The 19,188-nt window shown below is 68.8% G+C and carries 22 protein-coding genes; 9 read left to right on the top strand and 13 right to left on the bottom strand.

Going from position 1 to position 19,188, the window contains the following annotated elements:
* Positions 1-110 precede the first annotated feature (110 nt).
* From V6V88_RS21925 to V6V88_RS21915, 3 genes are all read left to right on the top strand, one after another.
* Positions 111-632: a sigma-70 family RNA polymerase sigma factor gene (locus V6V88_RS21925; protein ID WP_223572592.1), complete on the top strand. Its 522-nt coding sequence runs from the start codon at positions 111-113 to the stop codon at positions 630-632.
* A complete protein-coding gene (locus V6V88_RS21920) occupies positions 629-1,600 on the top strand; it encodes a FecR domain-containing protein (protein WP_338616323.1) in 972 nt (323 codons plus the stop codon). The genes V6V88_RS21925 and V6V88_RS21920 overlap by 4 nt, the downstream gene beginning before the upstream one ends.
* 95 nt (positions 1,601-1,695) lie before the next feature.
* On the top strand, positions 1,696-4,158 hold the full coding sequence (locus V6V88_RS21915; protein ID WP_338616321.1) for a TonB-dependent receptor: 2,463 nt from the start codon (positions 1,696-1,698) through the stop codon (positions 4,156-4,158).
* Between the two features lie 36 nt (positions 4,159-4,194).
* Here the strand turns inward: V6V88_RS21915 and V6V88_RS21910 are convergent, their stop codons facing one another.
* Positions 4,195-4,851 (bottom strand): 2OG-Fe(II) oxygenase, encoded by a 657-nt coding sequence (locus V6V88_RS21910; RefSeq protein WP_280002553.1) that lies wholly within the window; start codon positions 4,849-4,851, stop codon positions 4,195-4,197.
* A 153-nt stretch (positions 4,852-5,004) separates the two neighbouring features.
* Here V6V88_RS21910 and V6V88_RS21905 point away from each other — a divergent pair, with 153 nt between their 5' ends.
* Positions 5,005-5,694, top strand: coding sequence for an HAD family phosphatase (locus V6V88_RS21905; RefSeq protein ID WP_056326271.1), 690 nt, complete (start codon positions 5,005-5,007; stop codon positions 5,692-5,694).
* Between the two features lie 92 nt (positions 5,695-5,786).
* Complete coding sequence (locus tag V6V88_RS21900) at positions 5,787-6,305, top strand: MgtC/SapB family protein (RefSeq protein WP_062839706.1); 519 nt, start codon at positions 5,787-5,789, stop codon at positions 6,303-6,305.
* A gap of 66 nt (positions 6,306-6,371) precedes the next feature.
* On the opposite strand, the gene V6V88_RS21895 is transcribed toward V6V88_RS21900, so the two are convergent.
* The 8 genes from V6V88_RS21895 to V6V88_RS21860 all read right to left on the bottom strand — a co-directional run bounded on the left by V6V88_RS21895 (position 6,372) and on the right by V6V88_RS21860 (position 13,064).
* The gene (locus V6V88_RS21895) at positions 6,372-7,118 is read right to left on the bottom strand and encodes an SDR family oxidoreductase (RefSeq protein ID WP_223572581.1); all 747 of its coding nucleotides are present in this window, start codon (positions 7,116-7,118) and stop codon (positions 6,372-6,374) included.
* Positions 7,119-7,160: 42 nt separating this feature from the next.
* Positions 7,161-7,529 (bottom strand): cupin domain-containing protein, encoded by a 369-nt coding sequence (locus tag V6V88_RS21890; protein ID WP_223572579.1) that lies wholly within the window; start codon positions 7,527-7,529, stop codon positions 7,161-7,163.
* Between the two features lie 100 nt (positions 7,530-7,629).
* Complete coding sequence (locus tag V6V88_RS21885) at positions 7,630-8,439, bottom strand: AraC family transcriptional regulator (protein ID WP_175235036.1); 810 nt, start codon at positions 8,437-8,439, stop codon at positions 7,630-7,632.
* Positions 8,440-8,455: 16 nt separating this feature from the next.
* The gene (locus V6V88_RS21880; protein WP_223572577.1) at positions 8,456-8,848 is read right to left on the bottom strand and encodes a VOC family protein; all 393 of its coding nucleotides are present in this window, start codon (positions 8,846-8,848) and stop codon (positions 8,456-8,458) included.
* Positions 8,849-8,908: 60 nt separating this feature from the next.
* Positions 8,909-9,910, bottom strand: a complete 1,002-nt coding sequence (locus V6V88_RS21875; RefSeq protein ID WP_082586390.1) for a formylglycine-generating enzyme family protein — start codon at positions 9,908-9,910, stop codon at positions 8,909-8,911.
* A 159-nt stretch (positions 9,911-10,069) separates the two neighbouring features.
* A complete protein-coding gene (gene alkB, locus V6V88_RS21870) occupies positions 10,070-10,729 on the bottom strand; it encodes a DNA oxidative demethylase AlkB (RefSeq protein WP_280002547.1) in 660 nt (219 codons plus the stop codon).
* Position 10,730: 1 nt separating this feature from the next.
* Positions 10,731-11,444 (bottom strand): 2OG-Fe(II) oxygenase, encoded by a 714-nt coding sequence (locus V6V88_RS21865; RefSeq protein WP_338616311.1) that lies wholly within the window; start codon positions 11,442-11,444, stop codon positions 10,731-10,733.
* A gap of 78 nt (positions 11,445-11,522) precedes the next feature.
* Positions 11,523-13,064 (bottom strand): phospholipase D family protein, encoded by a 1,542-nt coding sequence (locus V6V88_RS21860; protein ID WP_338616310.1) that lies wholly within the window; start codon positions 13,062-13,064, stop codon positions 11,523-11,525.
* A gap of 118 nt (positions 13,065-13,182) precedes the next feature.
* Here V6V88_RS21860 and V6V88_RS21855 point away from each other — a divergent pair, with 118 nt between their 5' ends.
* Both V6V88_RS21855 and V6V88_RS21850 read left to right on the top strand, forming a co-directional pair.
* Positions 13,183-13,758: an XRE family transcriptional regulator gene (locus tag V6V88_RS21855; protein ID WP_223572571.1), complete on the top strand. Its 576-nt coding sequence runs from the start codon at positions 13,183-13,185 to the stop codon at positions 13,756-13,758.
* 6 nt (positions 13,759-13,764) lie between these two features.
* Positions 13,765-14,301: a GNAT family N-acetyltransferase gene (locus tag V6V88_RS21850; RefSeq protein ID WP_338616308.1), complete on the top strand. Its 537-nt coding sequence runs from the start codon at positions 13,765-13,767 to the stop codon at positions 14,299-14,301.
* Positions 14,302-14,322: 21 nt separating this feature from the next.
* Here the strand turns inward: V6V88_RS21850 and V6V88_RS21845 are convergent, their stop codons facing one another.
* Positions 14,323-14,655, bottom strand: coding sequence for a hypothetical protein (locus V6V88_RS21845; RefSeq protein ID WP_056326291.1), 333 nt, complete (start codon positions 14,653-14,655; stop codon positions 14,323-14,325).
* Positions 14,656-14,915: 260 nt separating this feature from the next.
* Here V6V88_RS21845 and V6V88_RS21840 point away from each other — a divergent pair, with 260 nt between their 5' ends.
* On the top strand, positions 14,916-15,731 hold the full coding sequence (locus V6V88_RS21840; RefSeq protein WP_280002541.1) for an SDR family NAD(P)-dependent oxidoreductase: 816 nt from the start codon (positions 14,916-14,918) through the stop codon (positions 15,729-15,731).
* On the opposite strand, the gene V6V88_RS21835 is transcribed toward V6V88_RS21840, so the two are convergent.
* Both V6V88_RS21835 and V6V88_RS21830 read right to left on the bottom strand, forming a co-directional pair.
* Entirely contained in the window at positions 15,728-16,483 is a 756-nt protein-coding gene (locus V6V88_RS21835; RefSeq protein WP_280002540.1) for a sulfite exporter TauE/SafE family protein, read from the bottom strand. The two genes, V6V88_RS21840 and V6V88_RS21835, sit on opposite strands and share 4 nt — an antisense overlap.
* Positions 16,480-16,641, bottom strand: a complete 162-nt coding sequence (locus tag V6V88_RS21830) for a hypothetical protein (protein WP_280002539.1) — start codon at positions 16,639-16,641, stop codon at positions 16,480-16,482. The genes V6V88_RS21835 and V6V88_RS21830 overlap by 4 nt, the downstream gene beginning before the upstream one ends.
* Before the next feature lie 122 nt (positions 16,642-16,763).
* On the opposite strand from V6V88_RS21830, the gene V6V88_RS21825 reads away from it, so the two are divergent.
* Entirely contained in the window at positions 16,764-17,777 is a 1,014-nt protein-coding gene (locus tag V6V88_RS21825; RefSeq protein ID WP_280002537.1) for a LysR family transcriptional regulator, read from the top strand.
* Here V6V88_RS21825 and V6V88_RS21820 read toward each other — a convergent pair.
* Positions 17,701-19,101 carry an MATE family efflux transporter gene (locus V6V88_RS21820; protein ID WP_062839697.1) on the bottom strand — a complete coding sequence of 467 codons (1,401 nt, stop codon included), beginning with the start codon at positions 19,099-19,101 and terminating at the stop codon, positions 17,701-17,703. The genes V6V88_RS21825 and V6V88_RS21820 overlap by 77 nt on opposite strands.
* Positions 19,102-19,188 lie beyond the last annotated feature (87 nt).

The raw sequence follows: 19,188 nt of genomic DNA, 5'->3' as shown, positions 1-19,188 counted from the left end.
TGTGGCGGGAAGGTGTCCGATTCTATCGCACCACCCCGAAGCACGCGCGGGTGCGGACGGCTCGTATAGAATAAAAACAATTCCTATTTGCATGAAAGCCGAGGTGCGCCTTGCCTGCGCCGCTAATTCCATCCGCCGACAACGTCACGAAGCTCTATCGCGAACACCACGGCTGGCTCTCGGCATGGCTGCGCAAGAAGCTGGGCAGTTCCTTCGATGCCGCGGACCTGGCGCACGACACGTTCGTGCGGCTGATGGCCGGCCGGCGCCGGGAAGACACCGGCGCCGAGCCGCGCGCGCTGCTGGCCCACATCGCCAAGGGCCTGGTGGCGGACCACTGGCGCCGCCGGTCGGTCGAAGACGCCTACCTGGCCGCGGTGGCGCAAGTGCCGCCCGCCGAAGCCCCCTCGCCGGAGGCGCGCGCACTGATCCTGGAAACGTTGCACGCCATCGACGCCGCCCTGCATGCGCTACCGTCCCGCACTCGCGAGGTCTTCCTGCTGTCGCAGTTCGACGGCATGGGCTATGACGAGATCGCCCGGCAGCTTCGCGTGTCGCTCTCGACCGTAAAGCGCCATATGCAGGCTGCTTTTGCCGCCTGCCTGATCGCCTACCAGGCGGATGCGGCATGAACGCGGTCATCGACCCCGCCATCCTTAAAGAGGCGGCCGGCTGGCTGGTGCGCGTGCAGTCCGAGACGCTGTCGGCGGCCGATAGCGCGGCGCTGGACCGTTGGCGGGCCCGCAGCGCCGATCACGAAGCCGCGTGGCAACGCGCCGAGACGATGTTGCGCAGTTTCGGCCAGGTCCCGCCGCACATCGGCGGGCAGACGTTGCGCCAGGCGCACCGCGCCGGGCGCCGGCAGGCCGTGCGGGCGCTGGCCGGGTTGCTGGTGCTGGGACCGGCGGCCTGGATGGGCGCGCGCGAACTGCCCTGGCGCGAATGGCGCGCGGACCTGCGCACGGCCAGGGGCGAGCAGCGCCGCATCGCGCTGGCCGACGGCACGCAACTGGTGCTGAACACGGCCAGCGCCGTGGACGTCGACTACACCCCTGCCCAACGCGTGCTGTGGCTGCGCGCGGGAGAAATCCTGCTCACCACGGGGCAGGATCCCGCGCCCGTGCGGCGCCCCTTCCTTGTGCAGACGACCCAGGGTGTGCTGCGTGCGCTGGGAACGCGCTTCATGGTGCGCGACGAGGGCGCCCGCGTCCGCGTGGCGGTGTACGAGGGCGCGGTCCAGGTCCGGCCTGCCCGGGAAGGCGAAAACCCGTTGGTGCTGGCCGCGGGCGAACAGACCGTCTTTTCCGCTGAGGGGCCCGCCGCGCCCGTCTCTGCCGATCCGCTGGCGGCATCGTGGGCGGACGGGATGCTGGCCGCGCGCAACTGGCGGCTGGCCGATCTGGTGGCCGAGCTGGGCCGATACCGCCACGGCGTGCTGCGCTGCGATCCTGCGGTGGCCGGCCTGCGGGTGTCGGGGGCGTTCCCGTTGAACGACATCGACGCCAGCCTGCGCCTGCTGGAAAAGACGCTGCCGGTGCGGGTGAGTCAGGTGACGCCGTGGTGGATCACGGTCGCGCCGCGCGCCGCCGTTACACATTAATCGCCGAACGGCTGACACTTTTTTCCGCTTCGTCCGGTGTACCGGGTGAACCGCCGCGACATGCGCGCCACCCCATACCCACGAAGGATCGCTTGATGGTTTCCCGACTCTCCCGTCCGCCCCGCCTGCCGCGCGGCCTTGCCGTTCTATCGCCGGCGGCGTCGCTGGTCCGGGCCGCCGGCCTCGGGCTGGCGCTGATTGCGGCCACGGGAACGCTGGCGCCGGCGTACGCGGCCGAGCCCGCCGCTGCCGCCGCGCGCAAGTCCTACGCCATCGCGGCTGGACCGCTGGGCGACGTGCTGGCGCAGTTTGCCGCCACCGCAGGGGTGCCGCTGTCGTTCGATCCCGCCTTGGTGGCGGGCCAGCATAGCGACGGCCTGCTGGGCGCGTACACCGTGCGCGAAGGGTTCGCCCGCCTGCTGTCGGGAACCGGCTATGCCCTGTCGGAACAAGGCGGCGGCGCGTACTCGCTGCGCAAGCTGCCGGTGGCCGCTGGCGAGACCACCGTGCTGCCCGCGGTGACCGTCGCCGGGGCAGGCGTGAGCCCGTCCGCGCTGCCCGCCGAATTTGCGGGCGGCCAGGTGGCGCGCGGGGCGCGTCTGGGCCTTCTGGGCAATCGCGACGTGATGGATACGCCGTTCAATGTCTCCAGCTATACGTCGGAATTGCTGGCGAACCGCCAGGCCGTGACGCTGGCCGATGCGCTGACCGTCGAACCGTCGGTGCGCTTTACCGGCCAGATCGGCGGCGTGACCGACTCGTTCTACATCCGCGGCTTTCCAATCGGGGAAGGCAACCTCGGTGAAATAGCCTTCGACGGCGTCTATGGCGTGGCGCCCAACTACCACGTCTTCACCGACTACATCGAACGGGTGGAAGTGTTGAAAGGGCCCGCGGCGCTGCTGTACGGCATGTCGCCCAACAGCGGCGTGGGCGGCGTGATCAACATGGTGCCCAAACGCGCGCTGCCCGAGGACCTGACCCGCGTGTCGGCCGATTACGTCGGCGACTCGCAGTTCGGCGCCCGGGTCGACCTGAGCCGCCGGTTTGGCGAGGCGGGCGAGTGGGGTGTGCGAGTCAACGGCATGCAACGGCAGGGCGACACGCCGCTGGACAACATGACATCGCGCACGACGATCGGCGCGCTGTCGCTGGATTACCAGGGCGAACGGCTGCGCGCCTCGCTGGACCTGCTGACGCAGCACGAGAAGATCGACGCCCCGACGCGGCCGTTCCTGGTGGCGCCCGGCATTGCCGTGCCCCGCGCGGCGGACGGCCGCCGCAATGCCACGCAGCCGTGGGGATGGTGGAAGTCCGACGGCCAGTCGGCGCTCTTGCGCGTGGAATACGACATCAGCGACCGGCTGACCGTCTTTGCGGACGCGGGCGGTTCGGACACCGCCGTCTCGCGCCTGTCGGACCAGACGCCCACCATCGTGAACGAGGCCGGCGACACGGTGGTGACGCCCAACAATTTCCGCTTCCAGGTCGACCGCAGCACCTACAACGCCGGGTTGCGCGCCAAACTGGACACGGGGCCGGTGCGCCACGCCGTCAGCTTCATGGGCAGTCTGTACAGCGACCGCAACAGCCAGGCCAGCGTGAACGGCACGCCGCTCACGTCCAACATCTACCGTCCGATCACCCGTCCCGAGCAGCATATTCCCGCGCCGGCCAACGTGCCCAAGGTGTCCTCGTCCGATCTGTCCGGGCTGGCGCTGGCCGACACGCTCAGCATCCTGGACGAGCGCGCGCAGCTGACGCTGGGCCTGCGCCACCAGCGCATCGAGTCGCGCAACTTCAATGGCGCGACGGGCGCGCGCACCGTCAGCTACGACGAAAGCGCGACCACGCCGCTGGCGGGCCTGGTCGTCAAGCCCTGGCAAAACGTGTCGCTTTACGCCAACTACATCGAAGGCCTGAGCAAGGGCGACGTGGCGCCCGCCACCGCCATCAATTCGGGAGAGGTCTTCAAGCCCTACAAGGCCAAGCAGAAGGAAGTGGGCGTCAAGGTGGAGCTGGACAGCGCGATGGTGACGCTGAGCGCCTTCGAGATCACCAAGCCCAGCGGGCAGCTCACGAACGGGGTGTATGCCGCCGACAGCGAGCAGCGCAACCGCGGGCTGGAGCTGAATGTGTCCGGCGAGCCGTTGCGCGGCCTGCGCCTCCTGGGCGGCGTGACGCTGCTGGATGCCGAGCTGACGCGCACCAGCAGCGCGGCCACGCAGGGCAACCGGCCGGTGGGCGTGCCGACCGTCGCGGTCAATCTGGGCGCCGAGTGGGACACGCCATGGGTGACCGGGCTGACCTTGACGGGCGGCATGGTCTATACCGGCCGCGAATACATCAACCAGGCCAACACGCAGTCCGTGCCGTCTTGGACCACGTTCGACCTGGGCGCGCGGTATGCGCTGAAGGTGCAGGGCCGGGACGTCACGCTGCGCGCCAATGTGGTCAACGTGTTCAACCGCGCGTACTGGTCCGGCGTGGCGTCGTACGGCACGATCTCGCAAGGCGTGCCGCGCACCGTGATGCTGTCGGCGTCGATGGACTTCTAGGGGCCGGCGAACACCCTGTGCAATGGGTGACTGCCGCTACGGCGCGTCGTGCAGCATCAGACTCAGGCTGACGTGTTCGCCGCTGCGCACGCGGCTGATGGCCTGGCGCGCGGTGACGCGGTAGATGCCCTGCGCGCCCTGCACGGGCCGGTGCGACGTCGCGATCACCGCCGCGTCGCCCATTCCCATCGGCAGCACCAGGGGACGTGACTGCATCCGAGGGCGCTGCTCGGTCATGACCAGTTCGCCGCCCGTGTGGTCAACACCGGGCTCGGACAGCAGGACAATCAGCCGGAGCGGAAATACGCAGGTTCCGTCGGCGTGCTGCAGCAGCGGCTGGTAGCCGTCCGTGGGGATGCGCTGGAGGGCGGACAGGCTGCGCGATTGGCCAGCCCGGCGGTTCATTTGCGTGTAGGCGGCCAGCGCGTCGGGGTACGAGGCGTCCGGGTCCAGCGCCGCAGCCCAGGCTCGCGCGATGGGAAGCAGGCGGTCGTAGAGGCCGGCGCGCAGGCGGGCAAGCGGCGCGGGCAAGGGGTCGGGCAGGGGGCCGGACTGCGGGAAAGCCTGAGCCAGCGCGCGGGCGTCGTCCGGCGCGTAAAGCCCGGGCAGCATCGTCCAGCCCTGTGCGTTCAGGTCCTGGGCAACGTAAGTCCAGTCGTAGTGGCCGAGCGGCCGGGAATCGGGCGTGGTCATGGTCAGTTGGCGGGCAGGTCGAAGCGACAGCTTAGCCACTCCCGCCCGCCCGGGCACTCCGCGGCTTGCTGCGTGGCCGCCCCGCCCGCCCGGGGCGGCAGTGGCCGTGCAGTATGCTTACCCGCTTCATGGACACTCCCTTCGCTGCCCCCAATGACTGATTTTCCCTTTGACGCCGTGCTGTTCGACTGTGACGGCGTGCTGGTCGATTCCGAACCCATCACCAGCCGCGTGCTGACCGAGATGCTCAATGAGCTGGGCTGGGGCATCACGCACGCCGAGACGATGGAGATCTTCACGGGCAAGGCGGTCAAGGACGAACTGCCCCTGATCCAGGCGCGTACCGGCGCCACGATCACGCCAGCGTGGTTCGACCAGTTCCGCCAGCGCCGCAACGACGCGCTGGACCGCGACCTGGTCGAGATTCCCGGCGCGCCGCATGCCGTGCGCGCGCTGCACGAGGCGCTGAGCGGACGCATTGCCGTGGCCTCGGGGGCGGACCGGCGCAAGGTCGAGCTGCAACTGGTCAAGGTCGGGATTGCCGACTGCTTCGAGGGCCGCGTCTTCAGCGGTCATGAAATGCCGCGCAGCAAACCCTTCCCGGATGTATACCTGGCGGCCGCGCAGGCGCTTGGCGTGGATCCGAAGCGTTGCGCGATCGTGGAAGACACCGTCACCGGCGCCACGGCGGGCGTGGCCGCCGGGGCCACCGTGTTCGGGTACAGCCCGGGCGAACCCGGCCACAGCGGCGCACAGGCGCTGCGCAGCGTGGGCGTGGCGCACGTCTTTACCGACATGCGCGCGCTGCCGGCGCTGCTGGCGGGTTGGCAAGCCGCCGCCTGATACGCAACGGCCGCGCCGCACGCGCGTCCGGGCGTGGCGGACTGCCCGCCGCCTGCTATGCTCGGTTTCTCCTCGGATCCAAGGACTCGTCGATGTCGCAAATCTGGCTGGAAATCTGGACTGCCGTGCGCACTGAATTTGCCGATATTCCTGATGCGGCAGAGGCAACGCGCATTGTGCTGCGCTTGAGCATGGCCGTCCTGTTGGGCGGCCTGCTGGGTTACGAACGGGAACGCAGCGGCAAGGCGGCCGGCCTGCGCACGCATATGCTGGTCGCGCTGGGCGCGGCCATTTTCGTGCTGGTGCCGTTGCAGGGCGGCATGGACGTCGGCGACCTGAGCCGCGTGCTGCAAGGCGTGATCGCGGGCATCGGCTTTCTGGGGGCGGGCGCCATCATCAAGCTGGGCGCCGAGCGAGAAATCCACGGTCTCACCACGTCGGCCAGCATCTGGATGACGGCCGCCATCGGCGTGGCGGCGGGCATGGGACGCGAGGCCACGGCTGTCGTCAGCACCTTGATGGCGCTCTTCGTGCTGGCCGTGCTGCGGCGCGTCGAAGCGCGCATTTCCGAAAGCCAGGCAAAGTCCGTGATTTCCACGGACGACAAGTAGCCGTCCCGCATAGCAGGCCGCGCGGGATGCCGGTGCCGGCCCGGCACAAGCTTGCCGGGCGGCGCGCTAGCTGCCGCCCGACACCTCGATGAACGATCCGCTGGTATAGCCCGCCTCGTCCGAAAATAGCCACATCACCGCCCCGGCCACTTCTTCCACCGTGCCGCCGCGGCGCAGCGGAATGACGCTTTTCAGGCGGTCCACGCGGCCCGGTTCGCCGCCGCTGGCGTGCATCTCGGTGTAGATCGTGCCCGGCCGCACCCCATTCACACGGATGCCTTCGGGGGCGACTTCCTTGGACAGGCCGATGGTCAGCGTGTCCATCGCGCCCTTGGACGCGGCGTAGTCCACGTATTCGTTGGGCGATCCCAGACGGGCCGCGGCCGAGGACACGTTGACGATGGCGCCGCCTTGGCCGCCGTGGCGCGGCGACATCCGCCGCACCGCTTCGCGCGCGCACAGGAAGGCCCCGACCACGTTGGTGGACAGCACCCGGTGCAGCCGGGCGGCGTCCATGTCTTCGACGCGCATCTGCTTTTCCAGGATGCCGGCGTTGTTGACCAGCGCGCCGATGCGGCCCAGGCGCTCGTCCAGCGTGCGGAACATGCGCACCACCTGATCTTCGTCGGCCACGTCTGCCTGGATGGCAACCGCCTTGCCGCCGCCGCGCGCGATATCGTCCACCACGGCTTGCGCCGCATCGGCATTGGCGTGGTAGTTGACGCCGACGGCGTAGCCGCGGCGGGCGGCCAGTTTGGCGATGGCGGCGCCGATGCCGCGGCTGCCGCCGGTGACCAGCATGACTTTGGACATGGTTTCCTCCTGTTGGGGCATCACGTTAGCAAAGCCGGACGCTCAGATCCATACGTCGTTGGGCGCGCGGCGTTCCTCTCCCGCGTCGCCCGTGTTGGCCACCCCGCGCGGCTCGATCAGCATGACTTGTGCTTCGTCCGGCGCACAGGGTTTGTGCTCGACGCCCTTGGGTATCACCGTCATTTCGCCAGGGCCCAGGTCGATCTCGCCGTCCCGCAGCGCGATCCGCAGCCGGCCGGCGATGACGATGAACGTCTCGTCCGTGTCGGCGTGCGCGTGCCAGACGAAGTCGCCCTTCAGCTTGACGAGCTTGAACTGGTAGTCGTTCATCTCGGCGATGACCTTGGGCATCCAGTGGTCGTCGATGAGGGCCAGCTTGGCGGCCAGATTGATGGGGGCGGGAGCGGACATGGCGTTGCCTCGGGATGGGAAAGCCCCACGATACGGCGGGGCCGGGCATCTCGTCTTGTACGATCGAGCAGGTTTGCCGGGTTACTGCCGACGCCGCGCCTCAGGCGTGCAGCATCCGCCGCCAGCGGTCGGGCGCCATGCCGTAGGCCTGTACGTGGCGGCGCGTCAGATGGCTTTGGTCGGTGAACCCGGCGTCGATGGCCGCCTGCGCCAGCGGATGGCCCGCGGCAATGAGCCGCCGCGCGAGGTCCAGGCGACGCAGCATCACGTAGCGGTACGGGCTGGTGCCGAACAGGGCGCGGAAATCGCGCGACAGACTCCAGCGGTCCGTGTCCGCGGCGCGCGCCAGATCATCCAGGGTGATCGGCTGGTCCAGCGACGCAAGGATGTAATGCCGCGCGCGCTCGGCGGCAATGTAGTCAGGCGCGCGCCTGCCCGTCCTGCGCCCCGCGGCGGCGCACAATGCGTGCGCCAGTTCAAACAGCGCGTCGTCTTCCTGCAGCGGATCGATGGCCTGGCCCGTGGCCTGCAGCAGCGCGCCGCTTGCGGCGTATAGCCGCGGATCGGCGCTGATGCCGTCGCGAATGAACGGCAGGGCTTGCCCGCCCAGGATCTGCTGGATGAGCGCCGGCTCGACGTAGATCATGCGGTAGTGAAAGCCCGCGTCCGTGCCCGCCTGGCCGTCGTGGGCCTCGTCCGGATGCAGCACGATGGTGCCGCCCGGCAGGCTGTGCTGCATCCCGCGCCGATAGTGAAAGCTCTGCACCCCGGCGAGCGTGCGGCCGATGGCGTAGGTGTCGTGGCGGTGCATGTCGTAGCCATGCCCCCCGAAATACGCTTCGATGCGCTCGAGGCGGCTGGTCGGCGCGGCGCGCCGGATCCAGTCGTTGCAGCGCGCATGGCGGGGCATGGCTGCGGGTCCGTGCTCAGGCCGGCTGTTTCAACTGCACCAGCACGAACTCGTTGCCGTACAGGTCGATGAAGTGCGCGTAGGCGGCGGTTTCCTCGTGCACGGGCTCGCGGGTAAAGCGCACGCCCTTGGCCGCGAAGTGCGCATGATCGCGCAGCAAGTCGTCCGTGTAGAACACGCCGACCGGCTGGCCGCCGGTCTGGTCGCCTACGCGATCGCGCTGCGCCTGCGTCTGGGCTTGCAGCAGCCACACGCCTACCGAAGGCTGATCGTGCAGGCGCAGGTGCACATAGCGCTGCTGGCCGACAGGCATGTCGACAGACACCTCCATCCCGAGCTTGTCCCGGTAGAAGGCGATGGCGGTGTCGTAGTCGTTTACAAGCAGGACGAGACGGCCCAGCGTGTGCATGTCAGGATTCTCTTCAAATGGATCGTGCGGCCATGCTAACCCACCAGGCGGTCTTTTTCTTCAGTCGGCGGCGTGGGCTTCGCGCACGAGGCGCACGCCGACCAGCGGATAGCGCGTTTCCTGCGTGTTCCAGTTGCGGTACGACGCGCGCGTGTACAGCGCCCAGGTGTGCCAGGAGCCGCCGCGCCGCACGCGCACGTTGCCGGTGTCCGGACCCTGCGGGTCGTCCGTGGGGGACTTTGCGTAGTAGTCCTCGCCGTACCAGTCCGCCACCCATTCCCACGCGTTGCCGTGCATGTCGTACAGGCCGAATGCATTGGGCGCGTAGCTGGCGACGGGCGCGGTGAAGGTGTTGCCGTCGTGGCGCGGCGAGGCGAAGGCCTGCCATTTCGGCCACAGCGGGCTGGCGTCGGCATCGAAGCCGTTGCCCACGTCCGGCATCGCGGCCGGGTCGTCGCCGTTCTGGTAGCGGGTGCGCGTGCCGGCGCGGCAGGCGTATTCCCATTCGGCCTCGGTGGGCAGGCGGTACACGCGGCCCTCCGTCTTCGTCAGCCACTGCGCCAGCGCGGTGGCGTCGTTCCAGCTGATGTTCACGACCGGGTGATCGTCGCCCTGCGCGAAACCGGGGTTGCGCCACGAATACCGGCGGTCGCGGCCTTCGAAGGCGTCGCCCGAGGCAGACGTTTCCGGGTCGTAGGCGGCGTTGTAGCCATAGCCGCCCGTGCCGTCGGCCTCGGACTCCGGCACGTAGCCGGACGCTTCGATGAACCGGCGGAACTGGCCCACCGTGACTTCGGTGCGTTCCAGGTAGAACGGCCGCGTGATGCGGACGGTGTGCACCGGCGCTTCGTCAAAGAGCTGGGCGTGACGCTCCGGCGGATACTGCGGATAGGCGGCGGCCAGCGTGCGGGGGTCTTCGTCGCTGCCCATCTGGAACGTGCCCGCCGGTACGCGCACGAACGTCATGCCCAGCGAGTTCTCGATGATGTCCGGCGGCGTGGCCGCCAGAACGGGCGCGCAGGTCAGGGTGCAGAAGAGGGCGATGGCGGTGCGGGTACGCATGGGTGTCCGACGGTTGGGCCAGAGGGTGCGCCATAGTAGGGCCGCCGCGCAGCCGCCGCCAGACATGGTGAACCCTCATGTTGCAGGCATCGGACGGCCAGCATGCGCATCCTGCCACATCGCAGCAAGGCGTGCGGCCACGTCATGGCCGCCGCGCGCCTAACCCGCCTTGCGGATCGTGAAGTTGATGCGCTGGCTGCCCAGCCGCGGATGCGGCAGGTCCTTCAGCGGCATCACGCCATGAAACCGCAGGCGGTCCACGCCGCCCCACACGACGACGTCGCCGTGAAACAGCGGCACCCGCGCGGCCCGGTCCGCGCGGTCGCCGCCGCCGAACAGAAACATCGCCGGCATGCCGAGGGACACGGAGACAATCGGCGCGCCGTAATCGCGTTCATTGCGGTCCTGATGCAGCGACAGCCGCGAGCCGGGCGCGTAACGGTTGACCAGGCACGCATCCGGCGCGAAGTCCGCAAAGCCGGCTTCCCGCGCCGCGTCTTCGGCCAGCTGCCTGAAGGCCTGCGGCATCGCCGGCCAGGGTTGGCCGGACACGGGGTCGATGCGGCTATAGCGGTAACCGCGGGCATCCGTCGTCCAACCCAGCTCGCCGCAATTGGTCAGCGCCACCGACATCGTGTAGCCGCCGGGCGTCTCCATGTGGCGGAACGGGGCCTGCGCGATCACGTCGTCCACGCCGGCCAGCAGCGCGTCCACGGCGGGTAGCGCAAACCCGCGCAGCACCACCGACTGCGCACCGAGCGCCACGCGGCCGTGCTGGGCGGGATCGTCGCCGCCGAATAGGTCCAGGGTCGAGGTCATGTCACACCGCGTCGTGAAAGATGATGCCCAGTGTGTGGCGCCGGCCCGAGCGCAGTTCGCTCACGCCGTGGCGCATGGCCGCCTTGCGCCAGCCGCGCACGCCCGCGACGGGGCGCTGGTTCACCGTGAAGATCAGCGCATCGCCTTGCTGCAAGGGCAGCACGTCGGCGCGCTGCTCGCGGCTGCTGGTCTCGGTCATGACGAATTCTCCGCCCGTGAAGTCCACGCCGGGCGCCGACAGCAAGAGCGCGACCTGCAACGGAAAGACGTGTTCGCCGTACAGGTCCTGATGCAGGCAGTTGTAGTCGCCCGGCCCGTACCGCAGGATCAGCGGCGTCGGCCGGCGCTGTCCGGCCGCGTGGCACCGCGCCAGAAAGCCGGCGTGGTCTGCCGGGTACTGCACGTTGATGCCCATCTGGCGGTTCCAGCGGTTGGCGATGGGCGCCAGCCGGGCATACAACGCGCCGCGCAGCCGGGCAATCGGGCCGGGCAAGGGGTAGCGGAAATACTTGTATTCGCCGCGTCCGAATCCGTGGCGCGCCATCACGACGCGGCTGCGGTAGCGATCGTCCTGGTCGTATGCATTGAAGAGCACATTGCACTGCGCGGGCGTCAGCAGGGCGGGCAGGATGGCATTACCGTGCGCGTCGAGGTCTGCGGCGGCGCGGGTCCAGTCTTGCTGCGCGAGCAAGGCGTCGGCGGGCGTCAGGGTCATGATCGGCAAAAAAAGGAATATCGCTGCGTCCAGTCTACGCCTTGCGCGTGCGCCGGCCACTCCGCTTGTTGCGGCCGCCTAGAGCAGCGGTTCCAGCGGCAGCTTCGATGCAACCCACACGGTCGCGCGTTGCAGCAGGGTGGCGCCCGGCTCGCGGTCGTGCCGCACCGTCTGGCCGTCGCGTTCCTCCAGCCAATAGAGCTTGCCCATGTCGTCCAGCCGGACGCGGTAGGCGGTGCGGGGCAGCTCCTTGTCGAATGCGTTCTCGATGCCGCGGGCCAATGCGGGGATGTCGATCACAAAGCCCAGCTCGGTGTTCAGCCGCGCCGAACGCGGGTCGAAATTGAACGAACCCACGAAGACGCGTTCACCGTCCACGGCGAAGGTCTTGGCGTGCAGGCTGGAGCCCGAACTGCCGAAGGGGCCCATGCTTCGGTTGCGCTCGACGCCGTGCGACGCGCGCTTCATTTCGTAGATCTCGACGCCGGCCGCCAGCAGATCCTTGCGGCGCTTGGCGTAGCCGGAATGCACCACCGCCACGTCGGTGGCTTCCAGGGCGTTGGTCAGCACCCGCACCCTGACGCCGTTGCGCGCCATCTTGGCGAACGCGCGCGTGCCGGCGGCGGTGGGCACGAAGTAGGGCGACACCAGCAGCAGATCCTTGGCCGGCACGCCCACGATGTCGTGCAGCTGGTGCGGCAGCATCGCCTCGGGCGGCGCGGTGCCCAGCGTCTTGCGGGGATCGTCGCTGACCATGCGTGTCGTCGACCATTCCAGGGGCAGCTCGCCCCTGAGCAACTGGCGGATGAACGGCAGGTCGCGCATGGCCTGGGCATAGGCCGCGGCCTGCGGCGATCGCTCGACCGTGGCGGCATCGGCCTCCAGTTCCTCCAGTTCGTTGGAGGCCGCCTTCTTGACCAGGCCTTCCACGGGATAAGCGGAGTCGCTGCACCAGTAGCGGTCGAAATCGGCCGACACGTCGCTGACCGTTTCCCCAATGGCCAGCACGTCCATGTCCGTGAACACGACGCCGTCGGTGGCGCCAAAGTATTCGTCGCCGATATTGCGGCCGCCGACGATGGTGACCTGGTTGTCGGCGGTGAACGACTTGTTGTGCATCCGGCGGTTCAACCGGTTGAAGTCGGTCAGGTAGCCGAGCGGCTTGGGCCAGCGCACCGCAAACGGGTTATAGAGGCGGACTTCGATGTTCGGATGCCCGTCCAGGGTGGACAGCGTCCGGTCCAGCCCCGCGGTGCCGTTGTCGTCCAGCAGCAGGCGCACGCGCACGCCGCGATCGGCGGCCTCGTGCAGCGCCTCGAACAGCATGATGCCCGTCATGTCGTCGTGCCAGATGTAGTACTGCACGTCCAGGCTGCGCTCTGCCGCGCGCGCCAGCATCATGCGGGCGGCGAACGCGTCCAGGGGGTTGGCAAGGGCATGGATGCCGGATTTTCCGGGATGCGCGGCGGCCAGCGGTGCAATCGCCTGTCCCAGCGGCGTGGTCTGGGCCTGGTCTTCGGGAAGCGCCTGCGACACGCTGCGCTTGTCGAGCGAGGGAAGGGAACAACCGGAGGTCAACGCGCAAAGGATGGTCATGTAGAGGAGTTTGCCCAGTTGCATGACCGCTATTGTGCCGAATCCTGCGCGGGTCCTCCTTAGTGTCCGGCGGCCGAACGAATCGCGCATTGGGGAAACCACGCAGTCGACGGTTTTTCATATACGGGATAAATTCCCAGATATGGAAAACATAAACGCTTCTGCCGACGCCGGGCTGGACCTTCGCCTTGCCGCCCGGCTCAAATCGCTGCGCCAGGAACGCGGCTGGTCCCTGGACGATCTGGGCGGCCGGGCCGGCATCAGCCGCGCCACGCTGTCCCGGCTGGAGAATGGCGAGGTCAGTCCCACCGCCAGCGTGCTCGGCAAGCTGTGCGCCGCCCATGGCATGACCATGTCGCGCCTCATGCTGATGGTCGAGGACGACTTTGCCGCCTGCGTGCCCGAAGCCGCGCAGGCCGTTTGGGTGGACGACAGCGTGGGCTTTACGCGCCGTTCCGTGTCGCCGCCCTCGCAACGCCTTGCCGGCGAGGTGCTGGCCTGCGAATTGGCTGCCGATGCCCGCATCCATTACGAGCAATCGCCCCGGCCCGGTCTTGAACACCACCTGCTGATGCTGGACGGCGAGCTGTCCGTCACGGTGGACGGGCAGGCGCACCGCCTGCTGCCGGGCGACTGTCTGCGCTACCAGCTATTCGGCGCCAGCACCTTCGTCACCCCGCCGCATCGCGGCGCCCGCTACCTGCTATTCATTGTCTGAGCCCTCATGTCCCCTTCAAATCCTGAATTGACGCTGCTGCCGGCCGACGCTGCCGCAGCCGCCGTGTCCGACCTTGCCACCTTGCTGCACGCGTGCGTGCAGGGCGGCGCCAGCGTCAGCTTCGTGCTGCCGTACAGCCATGAAGACGCGCAGGCGTTCTGGCGCCGCAAGGTGCTGCCGGCCGTGGAAAGCGGCGCGGTCAAGTTGTGGGTGGCGCGGGTGGACGGGCGGGTGGCCGGTTCCGTGCAGCTGGATGTGGATACGCCGCCGAATCAGCCGCACCGCGCCGAGGTGCGCAAGCTGCTGGTGCATCCGGATTTCCGGCGCCAGGGCATTGCGCGGCGGTTGATGGGCGAGGTCGAGGACATGGCGCGGCGGCTGCATCGCAGCCTGCTCACGCTGGACACGCGCACGGGCGACTCGGCCGAGCCGCTGTATGCGTCGCTGGGCTACCAGACCGTGGGGGTGATTCCGGGCTTTGCGCGCGATCCGCTCGACCCGGACAAGGTGGATGGAACGACGATCATGTACAAGCAGCTATGACCGGCGTTCGGGGCGGGGCGATCAGGCCAGCGGCTTGATGCCCACGCTGTAGGGCGGCGCGTTGCCGCGGGCGGCGGCCTTGATCTTCAGCATGGAGCCGCCCGGCGTGAACTCGAATTCCTGGTAGGGCACTTCGAACCACTGGTGAAAACTGGTGCGCGAGAACTCCGGCACCCACACCTTTGCGCGCTTCGCATCGCAGTGGAATTCCACCAGCGTGCGGTCGATGCCCAGCGGGCGGGTGTTTCCGATGCGGTAGCTGACGCGCAGTTCGGCGCGTTCGGCTTGGCCGGGCCGCCAGGTCAGGCCGATGGATTCCATGAAGTGTTCGATCGCCTCAATGCCGCGATACATAGCTGACTCCGAAAGCAGCGGGGGCGGTTGCCCCCGTGATGATCCGCCGCGCAAGGCGGCGGCAAACAGACGGATTATCCGCCATATCGCATTGCCGTAGAAATAGGCAGGTTTCACGCAAGATCCTGCCTGTACGCCCGCGCGGGCGATTCTTACTATCCTGTCCAGGGCCGCGCCGGCCGTGGTTTTGCCAAGCGCGGCGGCATCGGCCGGGCGGCACGGCATCTTGCCGGCCGCCGCAAGCAAGGAAAGGGAATCGCATGAATACCGAAAAAATCTGGTTGGTGACGGACGTATCGGCGGGCCTGGGCATCACCCTGGTCAAAATGCTGCTGGACCAGGGACACAAGGTAGCCGCCACCTCAGGTGATGGCGATGCGTTGCTGGAGGCGGTGGGCGCCAAGCTTGAAGGGCGGTTCCTGCCGCTGACGGTCAACCTGGCCGACGAGCGCGCGGCTCGGCGCGCCGTCGATGCCGCCGTCGCCGCGTTCGGCGGCATCGACGTGGTGGTGAATGGCGCCGGGCAAGGGGTGCAGGGCGCGCTCGACAGGGTGACCGACGCGCAGTTGCGCGGCACGTTCGATACCCACGTTTTCGGGGTGCTGAACGTCATCCGCGCCGTGATGCCGCGCCTGCGCGCGCAGCGCGGCGGGCATGTGTTCAACATTTCGTCCATCCTGGGCTTCGACGGGCGCACGACGGAATGGGGCGCCTACAGCGCCGCCAAGTTCGCCGTCAGCGGGCTGACCGAATCCCTGGCCGCCGAAGCCGCGCCGCTGGGCATCCGGGTTTCACTCGTCTATCCCGGGGCGATGCGCACAGGCGAATCCGAGGTGTCGCCGGAGCTTTCCGCGCGCGGCGCGCAGGGGTGGGATCAGAGCGGCGATCCGGCCAAGGCGGCGCAAGCGCTGATCGATGCCGCGCAGGCGCAATACGCGCCGCTGCATCTGTTCCTGGGCCGCGATTCCTTCGACCAGGCGCGCAGCAAGATCCAGTCGGTGCAGCAGGAGCTGGCGCGCTGGCGCGAGATGTCGGTCTCGATCGGTTTTGCCGACGCAAGACGGCTGGCCGCCTAGGTTCCCAGCAGACCACGTCCGGCCTGATACACGCCAAGCAGCGCCAGGCTGACCATGAAGCACAGCTTGAAGGTGCGCGCGGACATCCGGTTGCGCAGCCGTTGCCCCAAGGCCATGCCGACCAGCGCGGGCAGCAGCATCAGAAGGGACGCGCTTGCCGCGCCTGCCGTGTAGCCGCCGTTGAGCCAAAGCCCCGCGGCAAGCGCGACGGTCGATACCGTGAACGAAATTCCCATGGCCTGGATGAGCGCGTTCTTGTCCAGGTTCAGCGCCTGCAGATACGGCACGGCGGGGATGACGAAGACGCCCGTGGCCGCCGTGATGACGCCAGTGACGGCGCCGGTGGCGATGCCCAACCAGGGTTCGTGACGGGGCTGCACCGTGGGCGGCGCGCCAAACAGTCCCCACCCGGCATAGGCCACCAGCGCCAATCCCAGGCAGATGCCCGCCCACTCGCCCGAAGGAGGACCCAGCCACAGCGCGCCCGCCACCGTCCCGGCGCAGACGCCCGCCTGCATGCCCGCGATCCGGCCAAGCACCGCCCGCAGCGTGACCCACGGCCGCGCCTGCCACAGGTTGGTGATCAGCGACGGCACGATGAGCAGCGCCGCCGCCTGCGCGGGCGCCATCACCAGCGCCAACAGCGCCATGGAAATCGTGGGCAGGCCCAGGCCGACGACGCCCTTGACCACGCCCGCCAGGACGAACACCGCGACAACGGCGGCCAGCAAAACCGGGTCCAGGAGATTCATGCGGGCTCGCAGTGCGCGGTCGGCGCGCTCTGGCGGGCGGGCGTGCCGACGCCAAGATCGTGGTTCGCTTCGGCCACGCCTGAGGCATGTAGCGTGGATGCGATGGCGGTCGCGCGCGGCCAGCACGCGGCGCGGATGCGCCAGAGTGCGAGGTTCATGTTTTCGCCTTATCTGATGGGGGAATGAACACATTCTGCCGATCGCGCCCCGCTGCGCCTATCGGGATCTGGCTTACTCAGGCTATGGAAGCGCCTGAGGCTCGCGTGCTACGCTTTTTTCCATGCGTTTCGACCTGACCGACCTTCGCCTGTTTTTGAATGTGCACGAAACCGGCTCCATCACGGCGGGGGCGGGGCGTTCGCACATGACGCTGGCCTCGGCCAGCGAGCGCATCCGCGGCATGGAGGACGCGCTGGGCGTGCCGCTGCTGGTGCGCGAGCCGCGCGGCGTGCAAGTCACACCCGCCGGGCGCACGCTGGTCCACCATGCCCGGCTGGTACTGGGCCAGATCGACCGCATGCGTGGCGAACTCGACCACTACGGGGCTGGCCTGAAGGGGCACGTTCGCGTGCTGTGCAACACCACGGCGCTCAGCGAATACCTGCCGCCCGTGCTCGGCGCGTTCCTCAAGGACCACCCGCATATTTCCGTCGACCTGGAAGAGCGCCTCAGCCACGAGATCGCCGACGCGCTGCGGGCGGGCGCGTGCGACATCGGGGTGCTGGCGGACTCGGCCGACCTGCATGGCTTGCGCACGCGCATATTCCGGCACGATCCGCTGACGCTGATCGTGCCGCGCGGCCATCCGCTGGCAGCGCAGCCTCAGGTGCTGTTGCAGGACGTGGCCGGGCATGACTTCGTGGGACTGGTGCAGGGCAGCGCGCTGCAGGAACACATTGCGCATCATGCGCGCCGCAGCGGCAGGCCCCTGTCCTATCGCGTGCGGCTGCGCAGCTTTGACGCCGTGTGCCGGATGGTGGGCCAGGGCGTGGGCGTGGCCATCGTGCCGCGGGCAGCGGCCCTGCGCTATGGCCGCGCGGCCGGCGTGAGCCGGGTGGCGCTGGCCGATCCCTGGGCCGCGCGCGACCTTGTGCTGTGCGTTCGCGACGATCTGCCTGCGTACGCGGACGAGCTGGTGGCGTATGCGTTGCGGGATGCGCCGGAAAATGTGCGGGCAAGTGCGCCGGAAAATGCGCTGGAAAAAACGCCGGCCGGCATCACCGCGCGAACAGCCGGCGCCCCGGCAGGTGCCCGGGGCCGAACCAGGACCCCGACGCGACGGCGGCCAGGATGACCAGGCCGTAGACGCACATTGCCACGGCCGAAATCACGAAGAACACCGTCAGCGACCCGGTCAGGTGCAGCGCAATGCCGCCCGCCCCGATGCCGATGAGCAGCCGCAGGAATCCCGCGGTCAACGGCCACTTCAGCCGGCCCGCGCCCTGCGACGCGAAGTACAGCGAAAAGCCGAGCGCAAAGAACCCGTACACCGGGCCCACCGTGCGCAAGTAGTCGGCGCCCGCCTGCAGCATGTGATCCTGCGCGCCAAAGAGACGCAGCCATGCCTCGGGAAAACACGCCGCGGCCAGCCCGATCGCCTCGGCCAGCACGAAGGCCATCGCCCCGCCGGTCAAGGCGATGCGCATGGCGCGCTCGGGCTGCCCGGCGCCGATGTTGGAGCCCACCATCGCCACCATGGGAGCGCCCAGGCCGAATGCAATCGGCATCAGCAGGTATTCAAGCCGGACCGCCACCCCATAACCCGCGACGGCCGCCTCGCCCGCGTAGGCGCCCACCAATGCGGCGGTCAGGGCCACCAGCGCGTTGGTCAGCAGCGGGTTGATGGTGGCCAGCGCACCCACGCTGAGGATGTTGCGCATCAGCGTCACGTGCAGCCGGCTGGCCACGAGCCGCGCCGCGTTGCGGCCGCTGGCGCAGTACGCGCCCAGGATGAGCGTGCCCACCGCGTAGTAGGTCACCAGCGCCCAGCCGCCGCCGGCCACGCCCAGCGCGGGGAAGGGACCCCAGCCGAAGATGAGGCACGGCGACAGGGGAATCAGCAGCAGCGCGCCGCCGCAGATGACCGCGCCCGGCACCAGCATGTTGCCGGTGCCCCGGATGGCGCTGGCAAATGCGTTCATGAGCCACATCAGCACGATGCCGCCGAAGATGACGTTGGAATAGGCCAGCGCCGCATCGAGGGCCGCGCCCTCGGCGCCCAGCGCCCGGTACAGTGCCGGACCGAAGGCCAGCAGCAGCACGCAGAACAGGACCCCCAGCAAGGCGTTGAGCACGACTGCGTGCAGCACGAGCTGATCCGCCTCTTGCTGGCGGCCGCCGCCCAGCGCCCGCGCCACCGCCGCGGATATGCCGCCGCCCATTGCGCCCTGCGACATGTTCTGCATCAGCATCAGGACCGGCACGACCAGCGCCACGCCCGCCAGCACCGGCGTGCCCAAGCGCGCGAGAAACCAGGTTTCGATCAGGCCGGTGGACGATTGCGCCAGCATCATCAGGATGTTGGGCCACGCCAGCCGCGCGAGCGTGGGTGCGATGGGGGCGTGCAGCATGGCCTGCAAACGCGCATTGGCGGGGCGAGGCGGAACGGTCGCGGTCATGGGACGGGCCGGTGAAAGGGGTCGGCAAAATTTACGTGCATATGCCAATATCTGTCAATATCGCGCTGGACTCGAGGCCTGCCCCGG

This window comes from Achromobacter sp. E1 (assembly GCF_037039475.1).
GTDB classification, from domain to species: domain Bacteria; phylum Pseudomonadota; class Gammaproteobacteria; order Burkholderiales; family Burkholderiaceae_B; genus Achromobacter; species Achromobacter mucicolens.
This window is presented reverse-complemented; position numbering and strand designations above follow the sequence as displayed.

Coding starts and splice junctions, on each gene's coding strand:
- V6V88_RS21920 (WP_338616323.1), top strand. CDS start 629: ATGAACGCGGTCATCGACCCCGCCATCCTTAAAGAGGCGGCCGGCTGG.
- V6V88_RS21885 (WP_175235036.1), bottom strand. CDS start 8,439: ATGCCCCGCCATGCGCGCTGCAACGACTGGATCCGGCGCGCCGCGCCG.
- V6V88_RS21915 (WP_338616321.1), top strand. CDS start 1,696: ATGGTTTCCCGACTCTCCCGTCCGCCCCGCCTGCCGCGCGGCCTTGCC.
- V6V88_RS21835 (WP_280002540.1), bottom strand. CDS start 16,483: ATGAATCTCCTGGACCCGGTTTTGCTGGCCGCCGTTGTCGCGGTGTTC.
- V6V88_RS21895 (WP_223572581.1), bottom strand. CDS start 7,118: ATGTCCAAAGTCATGCTGGTCACCGGCGGCAGCCGCGGCATCGGCGCC.
- V6V88_RS21855 (WP_223572571.1), top strand. CDS start 13,183: ATGGAAAACATAAACGCTTCTGCCGACGCCGGGCTGGACCTTCGCCTT.
- V6V88_RS21905 (WP_056326271.1), top strand. CDS start 5,005: ATGACTGATTTTCCCTTTGACGCCGTGCTGTTCGACTGTGACGGCGTG.
- V6V88_RS21900 (WP_062839706.1), top strand. CDS start 5,787: ATGTCGCAAATCTGGCTGGAAATCTGGACTGCCGTGCGCACTGAATTT.
- V6V88_RS21845 (WP_056326291.1), bottom strand. CDS start 14,655: ATGTATCGCGGCATTGAGGCGATCGAACACTTCATGGAATCCATCGGC.
- V6V88_RS21875 (WP_082586390.1), bottom strand. CDS start 9,910: ATGCGTACCCGCACCGCCATCGCCCTCTTCTGCACCCTGACCTGCGCG.
- V6V88_RS21860 (WP_338616310.1), bottom strand. CDS start 13,064: ATGCAACTGGGCAAACTCCTCTACATGACCATCCTTTGCGCGTTGACC.
- V6V88_RS21910 (WP_280002553.1), bottom strand. CDS start 4,851: ATGACCACGCCCGATTCCCGGCCGCTCGGCCACTACGACTGGACTTAC.
- V6V88_RS21840 (WP_280002541.1), top strand. CDS start 14,916: ATGAATACCGAAAAAATCTGGTTGGTGACGGACGTATCGGCGGGCCTG.
- V6V88_RS21820 (WP_062839697.1), bottom strand. CDS start 19,101: ATGACCGCGACCGTTCCGCCTCGCCCCGCCAATGCGCGTTTGCAGGCC.
- V6V88_RS21880 (WP_223572577.1), bottom strand. CDS start 8,848: ATGCACACGCTGGGCCGTCTCGTCCTGCTTGTAAACGACTACGACACC.
- V6V88_RS21830 (WP_280002539.1), bottom strand. CDS start 16,641: ATGAACCTCGCACTCTGGCGCATCCGCGCCGCGTGCTGGCCGCGCGCG.
- V6V88_RS21850 (WP_338616308.1), top strand. CDS start 13,765: ATGTCCCCTTCAAATCCTGAATTGACGCTGCTGCCGGCCGACGCTGCC.
- V6V88_RS21865 (WP_338616311.1), bottom strand. CDS start 11,444: ATGACCCTGACGCCCGCCGACGCCTTGCTCGCGCAGCAAGACTGGACC.
- V6V88_RS21890 (WP_223572579.1), bottom strand. CDS start 7,529: ATGTCCGCTCCCGCCCCCATCAATCTGGCCGCCAAGCTGGCCCTCATC.
- V6V88_RS21825 (WP_280002537.1), top strand. CDS start 16,764: ATGCGTTTCGACCTGACCGACCTTCGCCTGTTTTTGAATGTGCACGAA.
- alkB (WP_280002547.1), bottom strand. CDS start 10,729: ATGACCTCGACCCTGGACCTATTCGGCGGCGACGATCCCGCCCAGCAC.